Genomic DNA, 18,435 nt, shown 5'->3' with positions numbered 1-18,435 from the left:
AGGCGCGCGATGCAGACCGCCAAACAGAAGAACAGCTCGCTCGACCGGGTGCTGATCCAGATCTTCCTGATCGGCAACGCCATCATCATGCTCTACCCGATCCTGATGATGGCGCTCTCGGGGTTCAAGACCAATGCCGAGATCTTCACCCGGCCCTTCGGCATGCCAAGCTCGTTCAACCTCGACAATTTCAAGGTGATCTGGACGCAGACGGATGTGCCGCGCTACCTGATCAACTCGGCCATCGTTACCGGATTTTCGGTGCTGTTCCTGCTGGTCATGGGCACGATGGCGGCCTATGCGCTCTCGCGCTACCGCTGGCGTGGCTCGATCATGGTGTCGCTGTTTTTCCTGTCGGGGCTGATGCTGCCGCTTCGGCTGGCGATCATCCCGCTCTTCATCCAGCTCAAGGCGATGGGGCTGACCGACAATCCGCTGGGGCTGATCGCGATCTATACCGCGATGAGCCTGCCCGCGACGGTGTTCATCCTCACCGGCTTCCTGCGCTCGCTGCCGGCCGAGCTGGAAGACAGCGCCCGGATCGACGGCGCCAGCGAGCTGCGCATCATGGTGCAGATCATGACGCCGCTGATCTCGCCCGCGCTGGTGATCGCGGGGATCTACAACGCGGTGCCGATCTGGAACGATTTCTTCTTCCCGCTGATCTTCATCCAGTCGCCGGAATGGAAGACGCTGGCGCAGGGCCTCACGCAGTTCTTCGGCGAATACAGCATCAATTACGGCGTGCTCTATGCCGGGCTGACTCTGGCGGCGCTGCCGATCGTGGTGATCTTCATCGCCCAGTCGCGCCGCTTCATCGCAGGCATGACGGCGGGGGCGATCAAGTAGGCGCGCGCCCTGCGGCGCCCCGTTCGGCCCGCCGGCGGAGGCCGCAGAGCGCCCGCACATGCTCCGGCTGCGGCAGAAATGTGCCAAAACAACCCAAAGGCGTAAAAATTACGACCTCGGGGCAGGCTGCCTGTTTGGCAGGATCGTCCGGTTTGCTACAACTCCCCTAAGATTCGAGCGGATTGTGTGCCCCCCAAGGTTGTGAGCCAGTCGTGACGGACAAGACCCATCTCCACACGTCCTACCGGGCGATCCGCATTGCCGTGAATCTCGCGATCGTCGCCGTGCTCGCGGTGATCTTCATTCTCAAGGAGCGGTTCGACCTTGCCAACGCCTATGAGCGGGAGCGGGCCGACACCTCGCAGGCGATGAGCGGCTTCGCCGATGCGGTCATGGCGCGGATGAACCGGATCCTGCTGGTGGGGCGCGGCTTTTCCGGTGCGGTGGCGCTCAAGCCGGAATTTTCGCAAGCCGATTTCGCGCGCTACGCCGCGACCGTGCTGAGCGACGAAGAGGCGGTGGTGAACGTGGCGGTGATCCGTGGCGGGGTGATCGAGTTCGTTTATCCCTATGGCGACAACGCCGATCTTGTCGGCGCCGATCTGCGCGCGATCCCCGAGCAATGGGCGGTGGCCGAGGCGGCGCGCGAGAGCGGCAAGAGTATCCTGCAGGGCCCGATCCCCCTGCTGCAGGGGATCGACGGATACATCCTGCGCGAGCCGCTCTTCATCAATGCCGGCCCCGCCACCGAATACTGGGGGCTGATGTCGGTCGTTTTTTCGGCCGAGAAGTTCTTCGAAGGTCTTGGCATCTCCGAGCTTGGCGCCTCGTTCGACATGGCGATCCGCAGCCTCGACAGCGGGGCGCCGGTGGCGGGCGATCCCGGCCTGTTCGCCACCGATGCGCTGACCCGGCGCATCGAGGTGCCCGGCGCGGGCTGGGAGCTGGCCGCGATTCCGCGCGGCGGATGGCAGGGCGGCGCGGGAAGCCGGGATCTGTTCCTGCTGTTCTTCGCCACCGCGGTCATCGTGCTGGCGATTGCGAATTACCTGTTCAACCAGCGCGAAGAGGCGCTGTCGGCGAGTGAGAAATTGCAGGCGGCCGTCGATGTGCTGGCCGACGGTTTCGTGCTGTTCGACCGGGAAGACAGGCTGGTGCTGTGCAACCAGCGCTACCGCGATATCTACGGGGCGAGCGCGCCGGCCATCGTGCCGGGTGCGCGGTTCGAAGATATTTTGCGTTACGGGCTCGAACGCGGTCAGTACAAGGCCGCCCAGGGCCGCGAGGAGGAATGGCTGACCGAGCGCCTGCGTGCTCATCGCAGCGCCGAATACGTGCTGGTGCAGGAGCTCGACGATGGCCGCTGGCTGCGGGTGCGCGAGATGGCCACGCCGGATGGCGGCCGCGTCGGCATCCGGGTCGATATCACCGACCAGGTCAACAGCCGCGAACGGGCCGAGATCGCCGAAATGCGCCTGCGCGATGCGATCGACGCGATGCCGGCCAGTTTCTGGCTGTTCGACCCGAACGAGAGGCTGGAAATCGAAAACGGGCGTGCCTTCGAAGCCTTCCCGCAGGACCGCGCGCGCATTCAGCCGGGGGTGACGCTGGAAGAGGCGGTGCGCGTCCTCGCCGCCCGGGAATGGCCCGGGGCAACCGGCGAGGAGACCGGGCAGCGCTCGGAGCATCTGCTCAGGCTCATGCGCAAGGGGGCGTCGGAATTCGAGATCCGCGTGGGCGAGAACCAGTGGGTCAAGCTGTTCAGCCATCGCACCAACGAGGGCGGGCTGGTGTGTTTCGGCGTCGATATCAGCGAATTGATGCTGCACGAGCGCTGGCTGCAGCAATCCAATACCCGGCTGCGGGCTGCCCTCAAAGAGCGCGACGTGGCCGAGGGGCGTCTGGCCGATTTCGGCGATGTCAGTTCGGAATGGTTCTGGGAACAGGATGCCGAGCGGCGCCTCACCTACATCTCGCCGGGTTTCGAACGCGCGACCGGGGTGCCGGTTGAGGATGTGGTTGGCAGGATGCGTGACGATCTGCTGATCGAAGATGTGGGCAGCGACAGCGAGGGGCGCGAGACGATCTCCGAAAAGGTCGCCGCGCGCGAGCGTTTCGAGGGCTTCATCTACCGGTCGAATATCCGTGCCGGCGACGAGACCTGGTTTCGCACCAGCGGCAAACCCGTCTATGATGCCGAGGGGCGGTTCAAGGGCTATGTCGGCGCCGCCGCCGATGTCTCGCAGCTCTATGCCGCGCTGCGGGTGGCCAAGCGGGCGGATGAGGCGAAAACCCAGTTTCTCAACGTCATCAGCCATGAGCTGCGCACGCCGATGACCATCGTTCTGGGGTTCAACGCCTTTCTGACGAATATCGAAACGCTCCCCGAGATCCGCCGGTTCCGCGAACGGCTGGAAGATACGGGGCAGGCCGCGCTCGAACCCGATTTCCTCGCCGCGATCACGCAGGTGAAACGGTTCGCCGAAAAGATCCAGGCGGCCGGCGACCAGTTGCAGCATCTGATCCAGGATATGCTCGACCTCGCCCGGATCGAGGCCAACACGATGCATATCGAGGTGGCCCGGGTGCCGGCCCGCAAGGTGGTGGACTCGCTGGTCAGCCAGATGCAGCCGATGGCGAAGGAGAAGGGGATTGCCATCGTCGGCGATGTCGATGAGGTCGATATCAAATGCGACGAGACCCGCCTGCGCCAGATCCTGATCAACCTGATTTCCAACGCGCTGAAATTCACCGATGCCGGCACGATCTCGGTGCGCACCGAAACGGGGCCGGAACTGGTGGTCTTCCATGTCGAGGATACCGGCGTGGGCATTCCCGAGGAGGCCCTGCCGCTGATCTTCGACCGTTTCACCCAGGTCGATATTTCGAGCACGCGCAACCAGGGCGGGGCCGGCCTTGGGTTGTCGATCTCCAAGGAGCTGGTGGCGCTGCAGGGTGGCACGATTTCGGCCACCAGCGTCGAGGGCAAGGGCACTTGCGTGACCTTCACCCTGCCGCGCTGGAGCGAAGCGCAGGTGGCCTGATCGCCGGCCACGGGGCTTCGCCATGATGTTTCCACGTTTTTTCCCCATGCGGAACCAATTGGCTCGCGATTGTCGGATTGTGAACGCGCAGGAACCCGGTAGGGCCGGTGACTTCGGCCTGATCGTCTGCCGTTCTCGGGGCTTTATGCGCCTGTTGGATTGAGATGGAGGACGGGTATGTCTGGCTTTGGCGATCTTGGATGGCTTTTTGCCTTTGGACTCACGCTGAATTCGCTGTCGCTGGCCACGCTCGGTGTGATCCGCACCCGCCAGATCCTGGCCTTTCGCGACAAGATCGAGCGTGGCCACGAGCTTGAGATCGCCTTCCAGAAAAAGGCCCTGCACGAATCGATGATCGTGACGGTGACCGACACCAACGGCTTGATCCTCGACGTGAACCAGAAATTCGTGAGCACGCTGGGCCATCGCCGCGCCGATCTGGTCGGCCAGCCGTTCCGCGATTTCTACGATCCCGAGGATGTTGCGGTTTCGGATGCGATCCGCGAAGGCACCCGCGGCGGCCAGATCTGGTCGGGCGAAACGCGGATCCTGCGTGCCGATGGCAGCACCGCACTGACCCAGACAACCGTGGTTCCGCTGATCGACGAGCACGGGCGGCACGTCAAGAATCTCTCGATGCGGGTCGATATCACCAAGGACCAGCTCCAGAAGAACGAAAAGCTCGTTACCTCGGCGTTCAACAACATGCAGGACGCCGTGGTCGTGCACGATCCGCGCAGTTACCAGATCGTCTACATGAACGAATTTGCCCTGCATGAGCACGGCTGGACGGCGCAACAGGCCGAGACGAAAGCGCTGTGGGACACGCTCTACGTGCCCGACCGCGAGACGATGATGGTGATGTGCAAACGTATCGCGCAGGACGGCAAGGGCACCGTCATGCTCGAAAACGCCGTTCAGGGCCGCACCTTCGAGGCGCGTTCCTACGATATCGGCGTCGGCGGCGGCGAACCGCGCGTGCTCACGCTGTTCCGCGACGTGTCGCAGAACGTGAAGCTGGAGCGTGAACGCAATCACCTCGTCTCGGTCATCACCCATGAACTGCGCACGCCGCTGACCAGCATCAAGGGCGCGCTGGGCCTGCTCGACGCGAGCACCTTCGGCCCGATGTCGACGGAGGCGAAATCGCTCGTCAGCATCGCGCTGCGCAACAGCGACCGGATGCTGGAGCTTATCCGCGACATTCTCGAAGCCGAAAAGGTGGGCGAGGGGGCTCCGAACGCGGAGCTGCAGCCGATGAACCTTTCGGATGCCGTCGAGAGCGCGATCGCGTCTAATCTCGGCTATGGTGCGCAGCTTGGCATCGAGTTCGTCGATACCGGCAATGAGCCGGATGTCTGGATCAATGGCAATGAGGGCGCCATGGCGCAGATCCTGGCCAACCTGATGTCGAACGCCGCCAAATTCTCGCCGGACGGCAGCGCGGTGAAAGTCTGGGCCAGGGCCGAGGGGGCGACGGCGGTGCTGCATGTGCGCGACTACGGCAATGGCATCCCGGAAGACCTGCAGCCGATCCTGTTCGACCGGTACACCCAGGCCAAGGGCGGCGAGCCGGGCAAGGTGCACAGCTCGGGCCTCGGCCTGTCGATCGTCAAGACGCTGGTCGAGCGCATGGGCGGCACCATCGAGTTTGAGACGAGCCCTGTGAAGGGCACCTGCTTTCGCGTCTCGCTGCCGCTTCTGGCCGAAGAGGCGCGACCGCGCGGGTCGATGGCGGCCAGCGCCTGAGACCCGTGCGCCAACCTATGCCGAAGTATACTTTTTCGCTTGATTTTGGCCGCCGCGCGGGCATCTTTCCCGCATGAGACCCTTGCAGCGCATTCTTCACGTCGACGATGAGCCGGATATCCGCGAAATCGTCCGGATGTCCCTTTCGATGGTCGGCCGGTTCGATGTGGAGCAATGCGCCTCCGGCGTCGAAGCGCTCGACAAGGCCGAGGCGGCCAATCCCGACCTGATCATCCTCGACGTGATGATGCCCCATCTGGACGGCGAAGAGACCTTCGTGCGCCTGCGTGAAATAGATGCGCTGGCGGATACCCCGATCATCTTCATGACGGCGCGCGCCTCAAGTGCGGATTACCAGAAGCTGCGGGATCTGGGGGCGGCCGATATCGTCATCAAGCCGTTCGATCCGATGACGCTGCCCGATCAGCTGCGCGAGATCTGGGCGCGTTCCGGCAGCGCCTGAGGCGCCGCCGGAAGAGGGCTCAGAGCACCTCGTCCAGAATGTCTTCCATCAGTGAAAGAAAGGCTTCGAGCGGGTCGAGCGCGGCCTGAACGCCGGCATGGTCATAGGGTGCGCGCAGGAGCTTCGTGAAGGTCACGTCGAGCCTGGCGGCATGATCGCCCAGTTCGGGAAAGCCGACGCTGCCGGCCATGCCGCTGATCTTGTGCGAGGCGTGCTGCAGGCTCGAAAACGCCTCGGGTGCAAGCGCGGGGTCGGTCATCGCCACGCGCTGGTACTCCATCTCGTTGATGAGCGGAATGAGGTCGTTGATGAAGCGGGCCCGAATTTCTGCCAGCGCCGCGGCGAGATGCGACGCTGCCGTTTCCTGCGAATTGATCATGGCCCCTCCCATACACTACTTAACCGGCAAGCGACCAGATCCGCGCGGCCAGCGCCTTGGGCTTGCTTTCCGTCATGCCCTGCGCGGAGCGAACCGCGAGGTCAATCATCTTGTCGGGCGTGTTGCCGAACACGCTGCCGTTGATCTGCGTGCCGACCGATACCTTGATGTCGGAGGTCGAGTCCACCAGATCGGCCAGTTCGAATTCATAGAGCGTTGCCGCGATCCCGGCTTCGAGGTCGCGCCGGTCGATCTGGCTGGCGCGCGGCACGACGGCGGCGAAGGAACCCTTGCCGAGATAGGCGATCAGGGCGTTCACCTCGCGGGTGTTTTCCGAGATGCTCTCGGCAACGTCGGCAAGAATGCCGTAGAATTCCTCGGGCGCATTCGCCGCGTGCAGGCTGCCGGCATGACGGATCTGAAAGCCGATCACGCCGATCTTGAACAATCCCAGCCGGTCGAGCTGGCGCAGGTAGTTCTCCATCGCTCGCGAATTGACCACGCGCGAGACATCGTCGATCTGCACCGGCTCGGCGAAGTCGAACGGCGCCATCGGCTGGAAGCCTTCGATCTGGGCGCGGTTGAGTTCTTCCAGATGGGCGGAGCGCTGGTATTCGTTCTGGATCAGCCGGGCGACACGCAGCCGGGCGGCAAGCTCGGTCGCGTCGACGGGCTTGTTCATATAGTCGGTCGCGCCGCTGGCGAAGGACTCGTCGATATATTCCTTCTCGGCCAGCGAGGTCAGCATGATGATCGGGGTGGTCTTGTAAGCCGGCATCCGGCGGATCTGCTGGCACAGCTCGATCCCGTCCATGCCCGGCATCCGGATATCGAGCAGGATGCAGGAATAGGGGCTTTTGCTGCTTTCGAGCAGGTGCAGGGCCTGTGCGGCGGTCGTGGCAAACGATGTGTTGTGGTAGCCGAGGCCGTTCAGCGTCGCATCCAGCAAACGCAGCACCAGCGGTTCGTCATCGACAGCGAGGATCTTCATTGGATTTCTCTCGGTGGTCCCAGGGGTAGCAAAACCGCTTACTCTTGCGGACAACACGACACGACATGTTCAACCTCCGGGGGAAATGTGGCGCCAATAAGGCTGCAATACGAAACAATTGCGGGAATAGGCCCGGTATGCCGGGGGACTGTCGCGAGAATGGAAACGGAGTGTTCGGCTCCCAAACTACAATATGTGGTTGCTTTTCGCGGCTGACCCGAAAACATGCCGCTATATCCTGTAGAACAAGGCCCGGCCGGCCTGACCGTGGACCCGCGCCGCGCGATCCGCCTTTGGAAACGACCCCGGCGATATGCTGCCGTCTGGCGCGCCCAATGCCGCCACAGGGAAGGCGGGATCGCCGATCCGGCGGCCGCGCTCATGCAATTCCACGTTGTCCGCGCGGCCTCGGCGTATCCCGCCGATGAAAGCGGTCGCCCGTCAGCGCCGCCATGTGGCATCCTTGCGGCGGGCAGGCCATCGCCCCCGGCGCTCGGTGACGGGTCGGCACCGCGAACAGGTGGCCCGAAACCGGTTTTCAGCCTGCCTGTTTTTTCGCCACGCCCGGTGCCCGCGCCCTGCCGATTGTGCAGCGGCGGGCGATTTGGTTCGGTGTGAAGAAAAGATTTTCCCAATTGGTCAAGGTTTGCCACACTACGCACGTCGAATCCGTGAAAACAGGGGAGTGTTGTCATGTCGCACCCGGGTGAAAACCTCAAGATCAACGCCGACCGCCTGTGGGACAGCCTGATGGAGATGGCGAAGATCGGCCCCGGCGTGGCGGGGGGCAACAACCGCCAGACGCTGACCGATGCCGATGGCGAGGGCCGCGCCCTGTTCAGGCAATGGTGCGAGGCGGCGGGCTGCTCTGTGGGGGTGGACACGATGGGCAACATGTTTGCCGAGCGGCCGGGCGAAGACCCCGAGGCGCTGCCGGTCTATGTCGGCTCGCATCTCGATACCCAGCCCACCGGCGGCAAATATGACGGCGTGCTTGGCGTGCTCGGCGGGCTGGAACTGGTGCGCACGCTGAACGACCTCGGGGTGAAGACGAAACATCCGATCGTGGTGACGAACTGGACCAACGAGGAGGGCACGCGCTTTGCCCCGGCCATGCTGGCCTCGGGCGTGTTCGCCGGTGTCCATACCGAGGATTGGGCGAAGGACCGCGTCGATCATGAGGGCCTGCGCTTCGGCGACGAACTCAAGCGGATCGGCTGGGAGGGCGATGAGCCGGTGGGTGCGCGCAAGGACAAGATGCGCGCGATGTTCGAGCTGCATATCGAGCAGGGGCCGATCCTCGAAGCCGAGGGCAAGGATATCGGCGTGGTCACCCACGGGCAGGGGTTGAGCTGGACGCAGGTGACAATCACCGGCAAGGAGGCGCATACCGGCTCCACCCCGATGCCGATGCGCCGCAATGCCGGGCTTGGCATGGCGCGGGTGCTGGAGGCGGTGGATGCCATCGCGCTCTCGCACGCGCCGAACGCGGTGGGCGCGGCAGGGCATATCGAAGTGTTCCCCTGCTCGCGCAACGTCATTCCCGGCAAGGCAGTATTTACCGTCGATTTCCGTCACCCCGAGCTTGAGGTGATCGAAGACATGGAACAGCGCCTGCGCTTCGAGGGCGACAGGATCGCCAAGGAGATGGGGCTGGAGATCGACTACGAAAAGGTCGGCGGCTTCGACCCGGTGAAGTTCGACGAGACCTGCGTGGCCGCCGTGCGCAATGCCGCCGAGCGCCTGGGCTATTCGCACCGCGATATCATCTCCGGCGCCGGCCACGATGCCTGCTGGATCAACCAGGTGGCGCCGACCGCGATGATCATGTGCCCCTGCGTCGACGGGCTTTCGCATAACGAGGCGGAGGATATCTCGAAGGAATGGGCCGCCGCCGGGGCCGATGTGCTGCTGCATGCGGCGCTCGAAGTGGCGGAGATCGTGGAGTGAGGGCCGCCGCCCTCATCGCGCTTGCGCTTGCGGTCGGTGCGCCGCCCGCTGCCTTTGCCGCCGATCCGGCGGGCTGCACGGAGGTGGCGGGTATTCTTGAAGATGCGGTCGAGAAATGGCCCGACCTTCTGAGCACCCAGCGGGTCAAGCCGCGTCTCGCGGCGGTCCAGATAGCCACCACGGCCGGCATCGCCGTCAATTACGCCATAGACGGGGGCTGGACGCAGGCCGAACAGGCGCCGATCATCGCCTTGCGCGACACACGCGAGTTGAGCATGGACGACCCGACCTATTCAAAGGCCAACGCGCCGGGTCTGCTGCACGGCTATCTTGGCCAGATTGCAGCGGTTCTGGCCGGGAAGTGCCCGACAACCGCAGCCCCGGATATTTCGGGGCTTTCAACGGATTACCCGGAGAGCTGAATGTGTCCGGGGGCCCGGAAACGGGCAATACAAGACCAACAGGGAGACTGATATGAGCACCACGGTCATCAAGAACGGCACAGTCGTGACCGCCGACCTGACCTATAAGGCCGACGTCTTGATCGAGGGCGGCAAGATCGTCGAGATCGGGCTGGGCCTGAGGGGCGACGAGGAACTGGACGCGACGGGCTGCTACGTGATGCCGGGCGGGATCGACCCGCATACGCATCTGGAGATGCCCTTCATGGGCACCTATTCCTCGGACGATTTCGAAAGCGGCACCCGCGCGGCACTGGCGGGCGGCACCACGATGGTGGTGGATTTCGCGCTGCCGAACCAGGGCGAGAGCCTGCTCGACGCGCTCAAGCGCTGGGACAACAAGGCGACGCGGGCCAACACCGATTACTCCTTCCACATGGCGGTGACCTGGTGGGGCGAGCAGGTGTTCAACGACATGGAAACGGTGGTGAAAGAGAAGGGCATCAACACCTTCAAGCACTTCCTCGCCTATAAGGGCGCGCTGATGGTGAACGATGACGAGCTGTTCGCCTCGTTCTCGCGGCTGGCCGAACTCGGGGCCACACCGCTGGTTCATGCCGAGAACGGCGATGTGGTGGCGGAACTGTCGGCCCGGCTGCTCGCCGAGGGCAATACCGGGCCGGAAGCCCATGCCTATAGCCGCCCCAGCCAGGTGGAGGGCGAGGCCACCAACCGCGCGATCATGATCGCCGACATGGCCGGCGCGCCGCTCTACGTGGTGCATGTGAGTTGCGAGGAAAGCCACGAGGCGATCCGCCGGGCGCGGATGCAGGGCAAGCGGGTCTGGGGCGAGCCGCTGATCCAGCACCTCACCCTCGATGAAAGCGAGTATTTCAACCAGGACTGGGACCATGCGGCGCGGCGCGTCATGTCGCCCCCGTTCCGCAACAAGAAGCATCAGGACAGCCTCTGGGCGGGGTTGCAATCGGGCTCGCTCAGCGTGGTGGCGACCGATCATTGCGCCTTCACCACCGAGCAGAAACGCTACGGCGTGGGCGATTTCACCAAGATCCCGAACGGCACCGGCGGGCTGGAAGACCGGATGCCGATGCTCTGGACCAACGGCGTCGCCACCGGGCGGCTGACGATGAACGAATTCGTCGCCGTCACCTCGACCAACATCGCCAAGATCCTCAACTGCTACCCGCAGAAGGGCGCGATCCTGGTCGGCGCCGACGCCGATATCGTGGTCTGGGATCCGGAGAAGGAAAAGACCATCTCCGCCGTGGGCCAGCAATCGAGCATCGACTACAACGTGTTCGAGGGCCACAAGGTGAAGGGCCTGCCACGCTTCACCCTGTCGCGCGGCCACGTGGCGATCCATGACGGCGAGGTGCGCACCCGCGAGGGCCACGGCCAATTCGTCGCCCGCGAGCCGAACGCGACCGTCAACAAGGCGCTGTCGAAGTGGAAGGCGCTGACCGCGCCGCAGCCGGTGCAGCGGACCGGCATTCCGGCGACGGGGGTATAACCCACGTGACGACGGAACCGGTCATCAAGGCCGACGGTCTGGATCTTACCTTCCAGACCAATGACGGCCCGGTCCATGCCCTGAAGGGCGTGGACCTGGAAATCAACAAGGGCGAATTCGTCAGCTTCATCGGCCCGTCGGGCTGCGGCAAGACCACCTTTCTGCGGGTGATCGCGGCGCTGGAGCATCCCACCGGCGGCACGATCACCGTGAACGGGATGAGCCCCGACGAGGCACGGCGCAACCGGGCCTATGGCTATGTGTTTCAGGCGGCCGGGCTTTACCCGTGGCGCAGCATCGCGCGTAATATCAAGCTGCCGCTGGAGATCATGGGCTATCCGCGCGCGGAGATGGAAAAGCGGGTGGAGGAGGTGCTGAGGCTCGTCGACCTCGAAGGCTTCGGCAAGAAGTTCCCCTGGCAATTGTCGGGCGGCATGCAGCAGCGTGCGAGCATCGCCCGGGCGCTGGCCTTCGACGCCGATCTGCTGCTGATGGACGAACCTTTCGGCGCGCTGGACGAGATCGTGCGCGATCACCTCAACGAACAGCTCCTCGCACTCTGGGCGCGCACCGAAAAGACCATCGGCTTCGTCACCCATTCGATCCCCGAGGCGGTCTATCTCTCGACCAAGATCGTGGTGATGAGCCCGCGTCCGGGCCGGATCACCGATGTGATCGACTCGACGCTGCCCCGCGAGCGGCCGCTGGAAATCCGCGATACGCCGGAATTTCTGGCCATCGCCCACCGGGTGCGCGAGGGGCTGAGAGCGGGGCATGCCTATGACGAGTGACGCGCGGATACAGCCGGCCCCGGGCCGGGGAGGGGTGACATGAAGTCGGTTCTGCCGATCCTCACCGTTGTCGTGGCCATCGTGCTGATCTGGTATGCCGCCGCGATCCCGATGAATGCGCAATGGGCGCGCGATCAGGCGGCGCGCGCCGACACCACGCTCACCACCTCCGAGCTGATCGCCGACACGCTGAGCCAGGATCGCCCGCGCCTTCCCGCGCCGCATCAGGTGGTGGTGGAGCTGTGGAACTCGACGGGCGACATGGTGCTGGCGGGCCGGGGGCTTTCGAACCGCTCGCTGATCCTGCATGCCTGGTACACGCTCTCGGCCACGCTGCTGGGCTTCGCCATCGGCACCGCGGCGGGCATCCTGCTGGCCGTCGGTATCGTCTACAACCGGGCGATGGATATGGCGGTGATGCCCTGGGCCATCGCCAGCCAGACCATCCCGATCCTCGCCATCGCACCGATGATCATCGTCGTGCTGAACTCGGTGGGCGTACAGGGATTGGTGCCGAAGGCGATCATCTCGGCCTATCTGTCGTTCTTCCCGGTCGTGGTCGGCATGGTGAAAGGGCTGCGCAGCCCCAATGCCAGCCAGCTCGACCTGCTGCAGACCTATAATGCCAGCCGCAACAACAGCTTCTGGAAGCTCAGGCTGCCCTCGTCGATGCCCTATTTCTTCACGGCGCTGAAGATCGGCATCGCCGCCGCGCTGGTCGGCGCCATCGTCGGCGAACTGCCCACCGGCGCGGTGCGCGGCCTTGGCGCGCGGATGCTGAGCGGGAGCTATTATGGCCAGACGATCCAGATCTGGTCGGCGCTCTTCGCCGCCGCGCTGCTGGCGGCCGCTTTGGTGGGGATCGTCGGGCTGATCGAACGGCTCATGCTCAGGCGGATGGGGATGGAACAATGACGCTCGTGATCCTCTCCCTTGCCTTCTGGCTCGCCGCCTATCTGTTCAACAACTGGCTGGCGAAGTCGCGCTGGTCCGGCTCGCGGGCCGTGCGCCTGGCCGTGCCCGCGATCTTCGGGGTGACGGTGATCGTGGTCTGGGAAGGGCTGGTGCGGGGGCTGAACGTGCCCATGGTCATCCTGCCCGCGCCCTCGGCGATCGCCACGCGCTTCGCCGCATCGCTCGATCTGCTCTGGATCGACTTCGTGCAGACGGTGGTGAAGGGGGCGCTCACCGGCTACCTGATCGGCACCGGGGCGGCCTTCGTCACCGCCGTGCTGATCGACCGGTCGCTCTTTCTCAAGCGCGGGCTTTTGCCGGTGGGCAATTTCATCGCCGCGCTGCCGATCGTGGGCACCGCCCCGATCCTCGTGATGTGGTTCGGCTTCGACTGGCAGTCGAAGGCCGCCGTGGTGGTGGCGATGGTCTTTTTCCCCATGCTGGTCAACACGGTGCAGGGCCTTGCCGATACCGGCAAGATGCAGCGCGACCTGATGGCCACCTGGTCGGCGAGCTATTGGCAAACATTGTTCAAACTGCGCCTGCCGGCGGCGATGCCGGCGGTTTTCAACGGGCTCAAAATCGCGACAACGCTTGCCTTGATCGGCGCGATTGTGGCTGAATTTTTCGGCAGTCCGATCAAGGGTATGGGATTTCGGATTTCGACCGCGGTCGGGACGCTCGGGCTTGATATGGTCTGGGCGGAAATCACTGTCGCGGCGCTCGCCGGGTCGGCGTTCTACGGCGCTGTCGCGATGGTCGAAAGGGCGGTGACCTTCTGGCACCCGTCACAAAGAAACTAACCAAATAACGCCACCAACTGGGAGACAGACCATGATGAAGAAACTGACAGGAGCCGCCGCCGCGCTGGGCTTCATGGTAAGCGGGGCTTTCGCCGCCGATGACGTGACGCTGCAGCTCAAATGGGTGACGCAGGCGCAGTTCGCCGGCTATTACGTGGCGCTCGACAAGGGCTTTTACGACGAGGAAGACCTGAACGTCACGATCAAGCCGGGCGGCCCCGATATCGCGCCCGAATCGGTGATTTCCGGCGGTGGGGCCGATGTGATCACCACCTGGATGGCCGCGGGCCTCGCAGCGCGCGAGCGGGGTGTGCCGCTGATCAACATTGCCCAGCCGTTCAAGCAGGGCGGGCTGCAGCTCACCTGCCTGAAGGAAAGCGGTGTCGAGTCGCCTGCCGACTTCCCCGGCCGCACGCTCGGCGTGTGGTTCTTCGGCAACGAATATCCGTTCTACGCCTGGATGGCCAAGCTGGGCATCCCGACCGAGGGCGGCGACGATGGCGTCACGGTGCTGAAACAGGGGTTCAACGTTGATCCGCTCCTGCAAAAACAGGCCGATTGTATTTCGGTGATGACCTATAACGAATACGGCCAGGTGCTCGATGCCGGGATCAGCGCCGACGATCTCGTCACCTTCAACTACCTCGACGAAGGCGTGGGGATGCTCGAAGACGGGCTTTACGTGCTGGAAGAGAGCCTGCAGGACCCGGCCTTCTTCGACAAGATGGTGCGCTTCGTGCGGGCCTCTATGAAGGGCTGGAAATACGCCGAGGAGAACCCCGACGAAGCCGCGCAGATCGTGATCGACAACGACGAGAGCGGCGCCCAGACGCTGGAGCACCAGCAATACATGATGGGCGAAGTCGCCAAGCTCACCGCCGGTTCCAACGGCGCGCTTGACCCGGCCGATTACGAGCAGACGGTGGCGACGCTGCTCTCGGCGATTTCGCCCGACAACCCGGCGATCACGACCGAGCCGGAAGGCGCCTATACGCTCGATGTTACCGACGCGGCGCTGCAGTAATCTCGCCTTGCTGTTTCAGGAAAGGCCCCGCTCCGGCGGGGCCTTTTTTGTGCCGGCCCGGATCGTGGTATCCTGCCCCCGCGCAACAGGAGAGGGATCATGACAGAGGCAAACCGGACGCAAGCCGAGTATTGGGCTTCGGCGGCAGGGTTGAAGTGGATCGAGCACGAAGAGGCGCTCGACACCGCCATGTCGGGTATGCTCGGCATGATGCTCGATGCCGCGGAAATTCAGGCATCGGACCGGGTGCTCGACATTGGCTGCGGCACCGGCGCGAGCACGCTTGGAGCCGCCCACCGCGTTCCGGCCGGTGAGGTTCTGGGTGTCGACATTTCAGCGCCGCTGCTGGATCGTGCCCGTGACCGCGCCCGGCGCCTCGGCATCGGGAACGCGGCATTCCTTCTGGCTGATGCGCAAAGCCATGTCTTCGACGGTCCACCGTTTGGCGTTCTGGTATCACGGATCGGGATGAGCTTTTTCTCCGATACCGTCGCGGGGTTGCGCAACCTTGCCGGTGCGATGGCGCCGGGCGGGCGGATGGCCTTCGTGAGCTGGGCGGGCACGGACATCAACCCGTGGTTTCTCTTGCCCAGGATTGCAGCCGAAGCGCGCCTCGGGCCCGCGCCGAATGCCGATCCCAACGCGCCAGGGCCAACCGCCTTTCAGGATGCCGCTCGCGTTGCCGCGCTCATGCACGAGGCCGGACTGTTCGACATTTCGGCGGCACCGGTCGAGATCGTGCTGACGCCCCCCAACGGCATTCCCGGCGCCGCCGCCGCCAGCCGGGTTGGGCCCGCGGCGCGGATCATGAAGGCGCATCGCGGTACGCGCGACGACGAGGCCGCCATCGAAGATGCCGTTGCGACGGCGTTCGCGCCGTTTGAAACCGATGGCGCCGTCGTCGTGCCCGCCGTGGTCAACCTTTTTACCTGCACGACATGACCGGGTGCATGGCACCGCCCGTCCGACCCCGCGAACTTGTGAACAGACCCCAACGGCGCTAGCGTGTAATTCCTGTAGGACTACGGACGTTTGCCACCAGACCGGGGAAGAGTGTTCATGTTGACCAGACGCCACTTCGTGATGACGTCGACCGCCTTGTTTTCGGCGCCGATTGCCGGCCCCGCCTTCGCCGCGCCGGTCTCGGACCGGTCGAAATGGGCGATGTGGGATGCCCAGGTCACACCCGCAAACTACGATCCGGCGACGAGCAATCCCTGGGGCGTGCACCGGCGGTTCCTGCCGCAGCTCGTGGAAACCAACCGGGCGCTCACCCCCGGCGACATCCATGTCGATGCGGTGGCGCGCTATCTCTATCATATCCGGGGCGATGGCACGGCGATGCGCTATGGCGTCGCCATCGCGCGGGGCAATCTCTACGAGCCGGGCACCTATACGATCGGGCGCAAGACCAAATGGCCGGTCTGGACCCCGACCAAGGCGATGATCCAGCGCGACCCGCACCTTTATGCCCAGTATGAAGACGGAATGAATGCAGGCCCGCAAAATCCGCTGGGCTCGCGGGCCTTCTATCTGTTCACCGGCCAGCGCGACACGCTGCTGCGCATTCACGGCACGCCCAGCCCCAGATCCATCGGCGGGCGGGCAAGCTCGGGCTGCGTGCGGATGATCATGCCCCATATCAACGGGCTCTACGATCAGGTCTCGGTCGGGGCGCGGGCCTATCTGCACCCGTCGGAAGACGGGGTGAGCGCCCGAAGCTGAAGAGCGTCAGGCGGCAGCTTCGGCGGTTTCCGGCGGGCGCGAGCAGATCGGGCGGCCCTCGCGCGTGCGAAGCGGCAGGAAGGTTGTCTCGACCGGCCCCACATAGCGATAGACGTAGCAGCCATCCGCCGGGTCGATCCTGACGGCACTCAGATCCTGATTGGGCGCGGCAATGGCAAGGACACCCTCGGGCAGCGTCTGGATATAGCCTGCCGTGGCCCCGGCCTGCCCCGTCGTGCCGCCCTCGCAGGCCGCGAGCGCCAGCGCCGCTGCGCCGAGAATCCCGATACGTCGTTTCATCGCAACCTCACAGACTGTGCCCCGCGAGCCTATGCGCAGGGAGGGCAAGACGCAACGCACGGTCTTACCGGGCAAAAAAAGAACGCCCCGCCACATGCGCTGCATGGACGGGGCGGTTTGCGGCCGGGGCGGGGAGGACGCCGGGCCGCCTGGCAGATGATTATTCCGCCGGTTCCGGATCCCAGCCGCAATTGGCCGGGGTGTTGTTGGGGTGGTTGGGCCAGTTCAGATAGGGCTCCACCTTGCGGCCCGTGCGCTCGTCCAGCGCGCCGAGCGGCAGTTCCTTCATGGTGATGCAGTCTTCCACCGGGCAGACATTCACGCAGAGATTGCAGGCCACGCATTCCTCGTCCTTCACGGTGAAGATGCGATCTTCGCTCATCGCGATGGCCTGGTGCGAGGTATCCTCGCAGGCCGCATAGCAGCGGCCGCACTGGATGCACGTGTCCTGGTCGATCACCGCCTTGGTGACGAAGTTCAGGTTGAGCTCGTTCCAGTCCTTCACGTTCGGCACGGCGCGGCCGACGATCTCGTCGATGGAGGTGAAGCCCTTCTCGTCCATGTATTGCGACAGGCCCGAGATCATCTCCTGCACGATCTTGAAGCCATAGGTCATCGCCGCCGTGCAGACCTGCACATTGCCCGCGCCCAGCGTCATGAATTCCACCGCGTCGCGCCAGGTGGTCACGCCGCCGATGCCGCTGATCGGCAGGTTGGCGGTTTCGGCATTGCGGGCGATCTCGGCCACCATGTTGAGCGCGATCGGCTTCACCGCCGGGCCGCAATAGCCGCCATGCGCGCCCTTGCCGTCAATCGAAGGTTCGGGGCAGAAACTGTCGATATCCACCGAGGTGATGGAATTGATCGTATTGATCAGGCTCACCGCATCCGCACCGCCGCGCATCGCCGCTTCGGCGGGGTAGAGGATGTTGGTGATATTGGGCGTGAGCTTCACGATCACCGGCATCCTGGTGGCGTTGCGCACCCAGCGGGTGACCATCTCGATATATTCCGGCACCTGGCCCACCGCGGACCCCATGCCGCGCTCGGCCATGCCGTGCGGGCAGCCGAAATTGAGCTCGACGCCATCGGCCCCGGTCTCTTCCACCGCCTTCAGGATCTTCTCCCACGGCTCCTGTTCGCAGGGCACCATCAGCGAGACCACCAGCGCCCGGTCGGGCCAGTCGCGCTTGACCGCCTTGATCTCGCGCAGGTTCACCTCCAGCGGCCGGTCGGTGATCAGCTCGATATTGTTGAGGCCCAGAAGCCGCCGGTCGGCGCCGTGGATCGCGCCGTAGCGCGGACCGGAGACGTTGACCACCGGCGGGCCTTCCTCGCCCAGCGTCTTCCACACGACGCCGCCCCATCCGGCCTCGAAGGCGCGGCGGACATTGTACTCCTTGTCGGTCGGCGGAGCCGAGGCGAGCCAGAACGGGTTGGGGGATTTGATCCCGAGGAAATTGCTGCGAAGGTCGGCCATT

Annotated in this window: 17 protein-coding genes; 13 read left to right on the top strand and 4 right to left on the bottom strand. The window is 64.5% G+C overall.

The features are described 5' to 3' along the window. Positions 1 to 9: 9 nt before the first annotated feature. From QMG28_RS06250 to QMG28_RS06235, 4 genes are all read left to right on the top strand, one after another. A complete protein-coding gene (locus tag QMG28_RS06250) occupies positions 10 to 849 on the top strand; it encodes a carbohydrate ABC transporter permease (protein ID WP_281841355.1) in 840 nt (279 codons plus the stop codon). A 212-nt stretch (positions 850 to 1,061) separates the two neighbouring features. Continuing rightward, on the top strand, positions 1,062 to 3,893 hold the full coding sequence (locus QMG28_RS06245; RefSeq protein WP_281841354.1) for a PAS-domain containing protein: 2,832 nt from the start codon (positions 1,062 to 1,064) through the stop codon (positions 3,891 to 3,893). 177 nt (positions 3,894 to 4,070) lie between these two features. Continuing rightward, positions 4,071 to 5,642 (top strand): sensor histidine kinase, encoded by a 1,572-nt coding sequence (locus QMG28_RS06240; RefSeq protein WP_281841353.1) that lies wholly within the window; start codon positions 4,071 to 4,073, stop codon positions 5,640 to 5,642. A gap of 73 nt (positions 5,643 to 5,715) precedes the next feature. Continuing rightward, positions 5,716 to 6,105 (top strand): response regulator, encoded by a 390-nt coding sequence (locus QMG28_RS06235; protein ID WP_281841352.1) that lies wholly within the window; start codon positions 5,716 to 5,718, stop codon positions 6,103 to 6,105. A 19-nt stretch (positions 6,106 to 6,124) separates the two neighbouring features. On the opposite strand, the gene QMG28_RS06230 is transcribed toward QMG28_RS06235, so the two are convergent. Both QMG28_RS06230 and QMG28_RS06225 read right to left on the bottom strand, forming a co-directional pair. Continuing rightward, positions 6,125 to 6,484 (bottom strand): Hpt domain-containing protein, encoded by a 360-nt coding sequence (locus QMG28_RS06230; protein ID WP_281841351.1) that lies wholly within the window; start codon positions 6,482 to 6,484, stop codon positions 6,125 to 6,127. 19 nt (positions 6,485 to 6,503) lie between these two features. Next, positions 6,504 to 7,475 (bottom strand): response regulator, encoded by a 972-nt coding sequence (locus tag QMG28_RS06225; RefSeq protein WP_281841350.1) that lies wholly within the window; start codon positions 7,473 to 7,475, stop codon positions 6,504 to 6,506. A gap of 693 nt (positions 7,476 to 8,168) precedes the next feature. On the opposite strand from QMG28_RS06225, the gene QMG28_RS06220 reads away from it, so the two are divergent. From QMG28_RS06220 to QMG28_RS06180, 9 genes are all read left to right on the top strand, one after another. Next, positions 8,169 to 9,425 carry a Zn-dependent hydrolase gene (locus tag QMG28_RS06220; protein ID WP_281841349.1) on the top strand — a complete coding sequence of 419 codons (1,257 nt, stop codon included), beginning with the start codon at positions 8,169 to 8,171 and terminating at the stop codon, positions 9,423 to 9,425. Next, positions 9,422 to 9,847 carry a hypothetical protein gene (locus QMG28_RS06215; RefSeq protein WP_281841348.1) on the top strand — a complete coding sequence of 142 codons (426 nt, stop codon included), beginning with the start codon at positions 9,422 to 9,424 and terminating at the stop codon, positions 9,845 to 9,847. The genes QMG28_RS06220 and QMG28_RS06215 overlap by 4 nt, the downstream gene beginning before the upstream one ends. A 52-nt stretch (positions 9,848 to 9,899) precedes the next feature. Then, entirely contained in the window at positions 9,900 to 11,357 is a 1,458-nt protein-coding gene (gene hydA / locus QMG28_RS06210; protein ID WP_281841347.1) for a dihydropyrimidinase, read from the top strand. 5 nt (positions 11,358 to 11,362) lie between these two features. Beyond that, positions 11,363 to 12,148 carry an ABC transporter ATP-binding protein gene (locus tag QMG28_RS06205; protein ID WP_434784429.1) on the top strand — a complete coding sequence of 262 codons (786 nt, stop codon included), beginning with the start codon at positions 11,363 to 11,365 and terminating at the stop codon, positions 12,146 to 12,148. A 39-nt stretch (positions 12,149 to 12,187) separates the two neighbouring features. Beyond that, positions 12,188 to 13,063, top strand: a complete 876-nt coding sequence (locus QMG28_RS06200; protein ID WP_281841346.1) for an ABC transporter permease — start codon at positions 12,188 to 12,190, stop codon at positions 13,061 to 13,063. Then, positions 13,060 to 13,905 (top strand): ABC transporter permease, encoded by an 846-nt coding sequence (locus tag QMG28_RS06195; protein ID WP_281841345.1) that lies wholly within the window; start codon positions 13,060 to 13,062, stop codon positions 13,903 to 13,905. Before QMG28_RS06200 ends, QMG28_RS06195 begins: the two co-directional genes overlap by 4 nt. 31 nt (positions 13,906 to 13,936) lie before the next feature. Beyond that, positions 13,937 to 14,929, top strand: coding sequence for an ABC transporter substrate-binding protein (locus QMG28_RS06190; protein WP_434784427.1), 993 nt, complete (start codon positions 13,937 to 13,939; stop codon positions 14,927 to 14,929). Positions 14,930 to 15,028: 99 nt separating this feature from the next. Further along, positions 15,029 to 15,871, top strand: a complete 843-nt coding sequence (locus tag QMG28_RS06185; protein ID WP_281841344.1) for a class I SAM-dependent methyltransferase — start codon at positions 15,029 to 15,031, stop codon at positions 15,869 to 15,871. Between the two features lie 117 nt (positions 15,872 to 15,988). Then, on the top strand, positions 15,989 to 16,654 hold the full coding sequence (locus tag QMG28_RS06180; protein WP_281841343.1) for a L,D-transpeptidase: 666 nt from the start codon (positions 15,989 to 15,991) through the stop codon (positions 16,652 to 16,654). Positions 16,655 to 16,660: 6 nt separating this feature from the next. Here the strand turns inward: QMG28_RS06180 and QMG28_RS06175 are convergent, their stop codons facing one another. Both QMG28_RS06175 and preA read right to left on the bottom strand, forming a co-directional pair. After that, positions 16,661 to 16,954: a hypothetical protein gene (locus QMG28_RS06175; RefSeq protein ID WP_281841342.1), complete on the bottom strand. Its 294-nt coding sequence runs from the start codon at positions 16,952 to 16,954 to the stop codon at positions 16,661 to 16,663. 160 nt (positions 16,955 to 17,114) lie between these two features. Next, positions 17,115 to 18,434: an NAD-dependent dihydropyrimidine dehydrogenase subunit PreA gene (preA, locus tag QMG28_RS06170; RefSeq protein ID WP_281841341.1), complete on the bottom strand. Its 1,320-nt coding sequence runs from the start codon at positions 18,432 to 18,434 to the stop codon at positions 17,115 to 17,117. Position 18,435 lies beyond the last annotated feature (1 nt).

Origin of the sequence: Sinisalibacter aestuarii (assembly GCF_027923545.1) — a bacterium.
Lineage (GTDB): Bacteria > Pseudomonadota > Alphaproteobacteria > Rhodobacterales > Rhodobacteraceae > Sinisalibacter > Sinisalibacter aestuarii.
The sequence above is the reverse complement of the archived record's forward strand: the minus strand, read 5'-3'. Positions and strand labels throughout refer to the sequence as shown.

Coding starts and splice junctions, on each gene's coding strand:
- QMG28_RS06230 (WP_281841351.1), bottom strand. CDS start 6,484: ATGATCAATTCGCAGGAAACGGCAGCGTCGCATCTCGCCGCGGCGCTG.
- QMG28_RS06240 (WP_281841353.1), top strand. CDS start 4,071: ATGTCTGGCTTTGGCGATCTTGGATGGCTTTTTGCCTTTGGACTCACG.
- QMG28_RS06235 (WP_281841352.1), top strand. CDS start 5,716: ATGAGACCCTTGCAGCGCATTCTTCACGTCGACGATGAGCCGGATATC.
- QMG28_RS06250 (WP_281841355.1), top strand. CDS start 10: ATGCAGACCGCCAAACAGAAGAACAGCTCGCTCGACCGGGTGCTGATC.
- QMG28_RS06195 (WP_281841345.1), top strand. CDS start 13,060: ATGACGCTCGTGATCCTCTCCCTTGCCTTCTGGCTCGCCGCCTATCTG.
- QMG28_RS06190 (WP_434784427.1), top strand. CDS start 13,937: ATGATGAAGAAACTGACAGGAGCCGCCGCCGCGCTGGGCTTCATGGTA.
- preA (WP_281841341.1), bottom strand. CDS start 18,434: ATGGCCGACCTTCGCAGCAATTTCCTCGGGATCAAATCCCCCAACCCG.
- QMG28_RS06185 (WP_281841344.1), top strand. CDS start 15,029: ATGACAGAGGCAAACCGGACGCAAGCCGAGTATTGGGCTTCGGCGGCA.
- QMG28_RS06220 (WP_281841349.1), top strand. CDS start 8,169: ATGTCGCACCCGGGTGAAAACCTCAAGATCAACGCCGACCGCCTGTGG.
- hydA (WP_281841347.1), top strand. CDS start 9,900: ATGAGCACCACGGTCATCAAGAACGGCACAGTCGTGACCGCCGACCTG.
- QMG28_RS06200 (WP_281841346.1), top strand. CDS start 12,188: ATGAAGTCGGTTCTGCCGATCCTCACCGTTGTCGTGGCCATCGTGCTG.
- QMG28_RS06175 (WP_281841342.1), bottom strand. CDS start 16,954: ATGAAACGACGTATCGGGATTCTCGGCGCAGCGGCGCTGGCGCTCGCG.
- QMG28_RS06225 (WP_281841350.1), bottom strand. CDS start 7,475: ATGAAGATCCTCGCTGTCGATGACGAACCGCTGGTGCTGCGTTTGCTG.
- QMG28_RS06180 (WP_281841343.1), top strand. CDS start 15,989: ATGTTGACCAGACGCCACTTCGTGATGACGTCGACCGCCTTGTTTTCG.